We start from the raw sequence: 6113 nt of genomic DNA, 5'->3' as shown, positions 1-6113 counted from the left end.
AGCAAGTGCTTTTTTAAAATAATTTAATATAGTTTAGAAAATTTGTTATATTTATTGAAATTTTAAAAGACGAGACTATGAATTTGATTATTAGAATAATTGTTACCGCAGGATTAGTTTTTGGAATTGCTCATTTTTTGCCAGGTGTACACGTGGCAGGCCCTTTTACCGCAATGGTAGTAGCCGTTGTTTTGGGGCTACTTAATATTTTTATTAAGCCTATCATGGTACTACTGACTTTGCCTTTTACCATAGTGACTTTAGGATTGTTTTTGTTGGTGGTAAATGCCTTGATTATTTTATTATGCACCAAGATTGTTGGAGGATTTACTGTTGATACATTTTGGGTTGCCATGTTTTTTAGTATCATATTGTCACTATCCCAGTCTATTATTTATTCTATTATTGGTAATGATAAATAGTTTTATATTTTTTTAAAAGTTGTAATGTCGATTCTTATTCTGAAGTTGAAGTAATGTAATTTTGTTCAAAGATTTTAATCGAATTAATATGAATTCCTGATATAAATATTAGCTGTATTTGGTTTCTTTTGAATACCAAATGCAGTTTTTTTAGGAATTATTATTCAGATAAAGATTTTAAACTACCAAACTAAAAAATTAATTCAAAAAATGTATAATAAAAAATAAAAATCATGAAAATACTAATTATTGCATTAATGACATTGTTTGCAATGGGGACCACTGTGTCAGCTCAAACGACTGCTACAGCTCCTAAAAAAGAAGTTCAAAAAACAATGTATACCTGTCCTATGCATCCCAAAGAAATGAGTGATAAAAGAGGGAAATGCAGTAAGTGTGGAATGGATTTGGTAGTTAGTAAAGAAACTGTACATAATACTACTGCAAAAGAAAGTAAAGCCACTACTGCCGTAAAAAGTAAATATGTTTGTACTATGGATGGCTCTACATCTGACAAAGCAGGTAGATGCCCAAAATGTGGTATGGCTATGACGGAAAGAAAGAGTGATAAAAAATAAATCAATCTTTTTAAAGATTGATTTTCTAACAGCCTTTTTATAAGGCTGTTTTTTTTGTTTTAATTTTGGGAAACAACAATAAAAATGGTTTTATGGAGTGTTCTTATTAGTAATCAAGATTTTAAAGTAAATGAATGGTAATTTAAAGGAGCTTGCTCGATTGTTTTTAAAATTAGGATTTATTGGTTTTGGAGGGCCTGCTGTGCATATTGCAATGATGAAGGAGGAAGTGGTTACCAAGAAAAAGTGGATGTCCGAACAGCATTTTTTAGATTTAGTAGGTGCTACTAATTTGATTCCGGGACCTAACAGTACCGAAATGGCTATTCATATTGGGCAAGAAAGAGCAGGTTGGAAAGGATTGATAGTTGCTGGGCTATGTTTCATTTTTCCGGCGGTATTGATAACCGGATTTTTTGCTTGGATTTACAAAATGTATGGGCAGATTCCAGAAATTCAGCCGTTTATTTATGGGATTAAACCAGCAATAATAGCGGTAATCCTTTTTGCTGTTTTTTCCTTGGCTAAAAAATCATTAAAAACAGTTGAGCTTTATTGTGTCGGAATCTTAGTCTTGATATTGTCGTTGTTGAAGTTCAATGAATTGTACTTGTTGTTTGGTTCCGGTTTTTTTGCTTTGTTCGTTTTTGGGATAAAAAATAGGTTATTTCAAAATATTAATCAAAATTTCCTGGCTATTACAGTTTTTCCTTTTTCTTCTAACACTTCAATTTCTAATGGGAGTTTGTTTTTGATATTTCTAAAAATTGGAGCCATTCTCTATGGAAGTGGTTATGTTTTGTTTGCTTTTTTGGATAGTGAGTTGGTTGCAACGGGAATTTTATCGCGCCACCAATTAATGGATGCGATTGCAGTGGGGCAGTTTACGCCTGGGCCGGTGTTTTCTTCTGTTACTTTTATTGGGTATCAAATTAATGATTGGACAGGAGCTTTATTGGCAACTGTGGGAATCTTTCTGCCTTCGTTTTTGTTTGTCGCTTTGTTGAACCCGTTGGTGAAGAAAATGAGGAATTCTAAATTGTTTGCAGTTTTCTTGGATGCGGTAAATGTCGCATCGGTGGCAATTATCTTGTCAGTTTGTGTGGATATGGGGATGACAACAATTACGGATTGGAGAAGTATTTGCATTGGTTTGATAAGTCTTGTGATTGCTTTTTGTTTTAAAAACATCAATAGCAGTATTGTTGTAATTGGCGGTTCTGTTTTAGGGTATTTATTGACTCTTGTGTAGAAGTTTAATTTGTAGATTTGAAAAAAAATAATGTTATGTTGGAACTTTCAGAAATCTGGGTTTATCCTGTAAAATCGTTAGGCGGAATTTCAATGCAAGAAGCTCTAGTAACAGATCGTGGATTGGAATTGGATCGTCGTTGGTTGTTGGTTGATGACAGTGGGCGATTTTTATCGCAGCGGGAACATCCTGAATTGGCTCTTTTTCGTCCAGAAATTGTTGAAGGATTTTTGAGAATTACTCACAGGGTAAATTTGGAATCCATCGATATAGAACTTCGTCCTGTTTTTTTAGATGTAAATTCTAAAATTAAAGTAACGGTCTGGGATGATACAATTGATGCTTTTGAAGTGAGTTCAACGATTACTGATTGGTTTACAAAATTACTTGGATTCTCAGTGAGATTGGTATATATGCCAGATGAGAGTGTACGTAAACTGGATCAAGATTATGCGATTACTGGTGATGAAATTAATTCTTTTTCGGATGCATATCCTTTTTTGATTATTGGGCAAGCTTCGTTGGATGATTTGAATGGACGCTTGGAGGTTAGAGTTCCGATGAATCGATTTCGACCAAATTTTGTTTTTACCAATGGAGACGCTTTTGAGGAGGATAATTGGCGGGACTTCAAAATTGGTAACGTTTCTTTTGTTGGGGTGAAACCCTGCGACCGATGCGTGATGACAACTGTTGATCAAGAAAAGGGAGTTGTTTCTGGAAAAGATCCATTAAAGACATTGGCGAAATATAGAAATTTCGGTAATAAAGTGTTGTTTGGTCAGAATTTAATCGGACTGGGATTAGGGAAGGTGAAGGTTGGAGATTCCGTTCGGGTTTTGAGTTTTAAAAAATAAATTAGTCTTTTAGTTATTCCAGTATTATTTTGTCTATTTTCTTTATTAATAGATTTGTTTCAGATAATGCGAGTTTTATTTTTTGTTGATATGTAATAGAATCTTTTGTTTCTAGATTTTCCAATAAATGAATTTGTTTGATTTGGAAACCTAATTCGGCTAATTTCCAAAAGATTTCAGCATTTTTTGGGTATGGGAAATTTGTTTTTAAGATTTTTTTTTCTGCCGAACTGAAGTTTGATGAATGTAAAATGGCATAAGCATAATCGAGAATGTCGGTTGGAGCGAAAGTTTGTCTGAATTCTGGACGTACTTCTTTATTGTTTGCCATACAAATGTTGCCTTCGGGATCTTTTGCCAGTATAAAGTGTAAACCTATTTTGTGGGCTATTTGATTGATTATTTCTTCGGTTAGGCTTGGAATTTCCCCTTCGTATAATTCCGTTGCAATACCGTCTTTGTACGCTGTGCTTATGCTGGAAAGATATTGATCTAGTGTCATTGTGCTTTGTTTTAAAGCGTTGATCATTACAAAGATACGATTTATCTGGATTTCTAATAATGTTTTTGTTTGATAAATCGATTACACAATAGGCAGTAATGCTGTTGTATTGCATTATGTTTCTCGTTTTACGTTTGCGAGAGGGATAGAAGGAAGCTACCAAAGTAGCCCGGATAGCCCGAACGTATTTTTGGGAGGGGCCGTATAAGCGTAAAGTAGATTTGGCCCTTTCCAAAAATGGGGTCTCGCCCATATAAGTTTTAATGAATTGATGGAGCAAATGATTTTTATTGTAGTAGGGATTTGCTCTTGATTTCATTAAATAATTGTCTAAAATTCAAAATCTTAAAATACTTGTTTGGGTTGCAAAAATTTCATAATTTTGCAACCCAATTTTATAATGTAAATTAAAGAAGAAGATGGATATCAAAAGAGTAGCAATAGACGCTGTGAATGAAACGATTGTAATGACAGTTGTTCACATGGATTACAAAGGACAGGTAGCAAAAAGAATAAACGAAAAAATGCCTTTGGCGACTGTAAAAGGTTTTAGAAAAGGTGCTGTGCCTAAAGACCTTGTTGAAAAACAATACGGTAAGGCTATCAAACAAGAAGAAGTGAAGAAAGTTGTTGATTTGGCTTTGGAGCGTTTTGTGCAATCTGAAAGATTAAATCTTTTGGGAACTCCACTTCCTAAAGTTAACGAAAACTTTAATTGGGATGCTGAAGAATTGGTTTTTGAATACGAAATTGGTTTAGTGCCAAGTTTTGAATTAGACCTTGAAGCTAAAAATGATATCGTAATATATATCGTTACTGCTGATGATAAATTAATTGACGGTCAAGTAGCACGTATCCAAAAACAATTTGGTACTCCAATTCCTCAGGATGTTGTTGTAGCTGACTCTGATATTACTGGAACTTTCTCTAACGAAGCTGAAGGAATCAACAATTCAACTACTATTGCTTTGGCAATTTTCAAAGATAAAGCAACTGCTGATAAATTCATTGGTAAAAAAGTGGGTGACGTAGTTACTGTAAATACTAAAGGTTTGTTTGAAGATGATCACCAATTGATGGATTATTTGAAAGTAGGTCACGATAATGTTCACGGTTTGGCTGTGGATGTTGACTTCACTATCGAGGCTATCAACGGAGCTGAATTGGCTGAATTGAACCAAGAATTATTCGACAAACTTTTTGGTGCTGGAAATGTAGCTTCATTGGAAGACTTGAAAGCAAAAATCAAAGAAGATGCTGAATCTCAATTTGCTCAACAAGCAGACCAAAAATTATTGGCTGATGTTCAAGAATTTTTGATTGAAAATACAAAATTTGATTTGCCATCTGAATTCTTAATCAAATGGTTGCAAACTGTAGGAGAAAAACAATTGACTCCAGAAGAAGCAATCGTAGAATATGCAAGATCTGAAAGAGGTTTGCGTTTCCAATTGATTGAAGGAAAAGCAATGGCTACAAGCAATATTCAAATTACTTTTGAAGATTTGAAAGCGTTTACAACAAATGCTATCAAACAACAAATGGCTCAATTTGGACAAACAAATCCAACAGACGAAGAAGTTCAAGGAATTGTGGCAAGAGTATTGTCTAATCAAGAAGAAGTGAAAAGACTTTCTGACCAAGTTGTTGCGGCTAAATTACTTGAATTATTCAAGGAAAAAGCGAACCCAACTACTAAAGAAGTGACTTACGAAGAGTTTATTGCTGCTTCTTACGGAGAATAATTTATAAAAAAATAAGTATATTTGAGCGTCAAAATATTTGTTTTGACGCTCTTTTGTTTGAATAGGTACTGATAAAATGGAAATGATTTGAAAAAAGAGTTGTTTTTTATCATTATAAGATGAAAAACGAGACAGTTTGTCACAAAAAATAAAAAGGAACAACCTTTGCTTTACCATTTAGACAGAAAAACATTAGAAACTATACCTTATAAACTTATAAACTTTTTAAAATGGACTACGGAAAAGAATTCAAAAAATTTGCTATTAAGGGTCAAGGGGTAAATGCAATGTACTATGATAAAATAGTAGCTGCGATGAATCCAAAAAATATGACTCCTTATATTATAGAAGAGCGTCAATTGAATATTTCACAATTGGATGTTTTTTCGAGATTAATGATGGATAGAATTATTTTCCTTGGTACAGGAATTGATGACCAAATTGCAAACATCGTTCAGGCACAGTTATTGTTCTTGGAGAGTGCTGATGCTTCCAAAGACATTCAGATTTATTTGAATTCACCTGGAGGGAGTGTTTATGCAGGTTTAGGAATTTATGATACGATGCAATACATCAAACCAGATGTAGCCACAATTTGTACAGGAATGGCCGCTTCTATGGGAGCTGTTCTTTTGTGTGCGGGAGCTGCTGGAAAACGTTCGGCTTTGCCTCATTCACGTGTTATGATTCACCAACCATCAGGAGGAGCACAAGGTGTTGCTACCGATATGGAAATCAACTTACGCGAAATGTTGAA

General features: G+C 34.1%; 7 protein-coding genes. 6 read left to right on the top strand and 1 reads right to left on the bottom strand.

Translation table 11 applies throughout. From position 1 onward, the window contains the following. The first annotated feature begins 77 nt into the window (after positions 1 to 77). From VFS71_RS17620 to VFS71_RS17605, 4 genes are all read left to right on the top strand, one after another. Positions 78 to 422: a phage holin family protein gene (locus VFS71_RS17620; protein ID WP_326402922.1), complete on the top strand. Its 345-nt coding sequence runs from the start codon at positions 78 to 80 to the stop codon at positions 420 to 422. A gap of 233 nt (positions 423 to 655) precedes the next feature. Then, positions 656 to 1000: a heavy metal-binding domain-containing protein gene (locus tag VFS71_RS17615; protein WP_326402921.1), complete on the top strand. Its 345-nt coding sequence runs from the start codon at positions 656 to 658 to the stop codon at positions 998 to 1000. A 130-nt stretch (positions 1001 to 1130) separates the two neighbouring features. Next, on the top strand, positions 1131 to 2252 hold the full coding sequence (gene chrA / locus VFS71_RS17610) for a chromate efflux transporter (protein ID WP_326402920.1): 1122 nt from the start codon (positions 1131 to 1133) through the stop codon (positions 2250 to 2252). Between the two features lie 35 nt (positions 2253 to 2287). After that, the gene (locus VFS71_RS17605; RefSeq protein ID WP_326402919.1) at positions 2288 to 3109 is read left to right on the top strand and encodes an MOSC domain-containing protein; all 822 of its coding nucleotides are present in this window, start codon (positions 2288 to 2290) and stop codon (positions 3107 to 3109) included. Positions 3110 to 3122: 13 nt separating this feature from the next. Here VFS71_RS17605 and VFS71_RS17600 read toward each other — a convergent pair whose 3' ends face one another. After that, the gene (locus VFS71_RS17600) at positions 3123 to 3611 is read right to left on the bottom strand and encodes a type ISP restriction/modification enzyme (protein WP_326402918.1); all 489 of its coding nucleotides are present in this window, start codon (positions 3609 to 3611) and stop codon (positions 3123 to 3125) included. A 419-nt stretch (positions 3612 to 4030) separates the two neighbouring features. Here VFS71_RS17600 and VFS71_RS17595 point away from each other — a divergent pair, with 419 nt between their 5' ends. Next, positions 4031 to 5356: a trigger factor gene (locus tag VFS71_RS17595; RefSeq protein WP_326402917.1), complete on the top strand. Its 1326-nt coding sequence runs from the start codon at positions 4031 to 4033 to the stop codon at positions 5354 to 5356. A 230-nt stretch (positions 5357 to 5586) separates the two neighbouring features. After that, positions 5587 to 6113, top strand: a 527-nt coding sequence (locus VFS71_RS17590; protein ID WP_326402916.1) for an ATP-dependent Clp protease proteolytic subunit, incomplete at its 3' end; no start/stop codon positions are given.

The sequence above is a fragment of the Flavobacterium sp. genome (genome assembly GCF_035760125.1).
GTDB lineage: Bacteria > Bacteroidota > Bacteroidia > Flavobacteriales > Flavobacteriaceae > Flavobacterium.
This window is presented reverse-complemented; position numbering and strand designations above follow the sequence as displayed.

Coding starts and splice junctions, on each gene's coding strand:
- VFS71_RS17620 (WP_326402922.1), top strand. CDS start 78: ATGAATTTGATTATTAGAATAATTGTTACCGCAGGATTAGTTTTTGGA.
- VFS71_RS17615 (WP_326402921.1), top strand. CDS start 656: ATGAAAATACTAATTATTGCATTAATGACATTGTTTGCAATGGGGACC.
- chrA (WP_326402920.1), top strand. CDS start 1,131: ATGAATGGTAATTTAAAGGAGCTTGCTCGATTGTTTTTAAAATTAGGA.
- VFS71_RS17605 (WP_326402919.1), top strand. CDS start 2,288: ATGTTGGAACTTTCAGAAATCTGGGTTTATCCTGTAAAATCGTTAGGC.
- VFS71_RS17600 (WP_326402918.1), bottom strand. CDS start 3,611: ATGACACTAGATCAATATCTTTCCAGCATAAGCACAGCGTACAAAGAC.
- VFS71_RS17595 (WP_326402917.1), top strand. CDS start 4,031: ATGGATATCAAAAGAGTAGCAATAGACGCTGTGAATGAAACGATTGTA.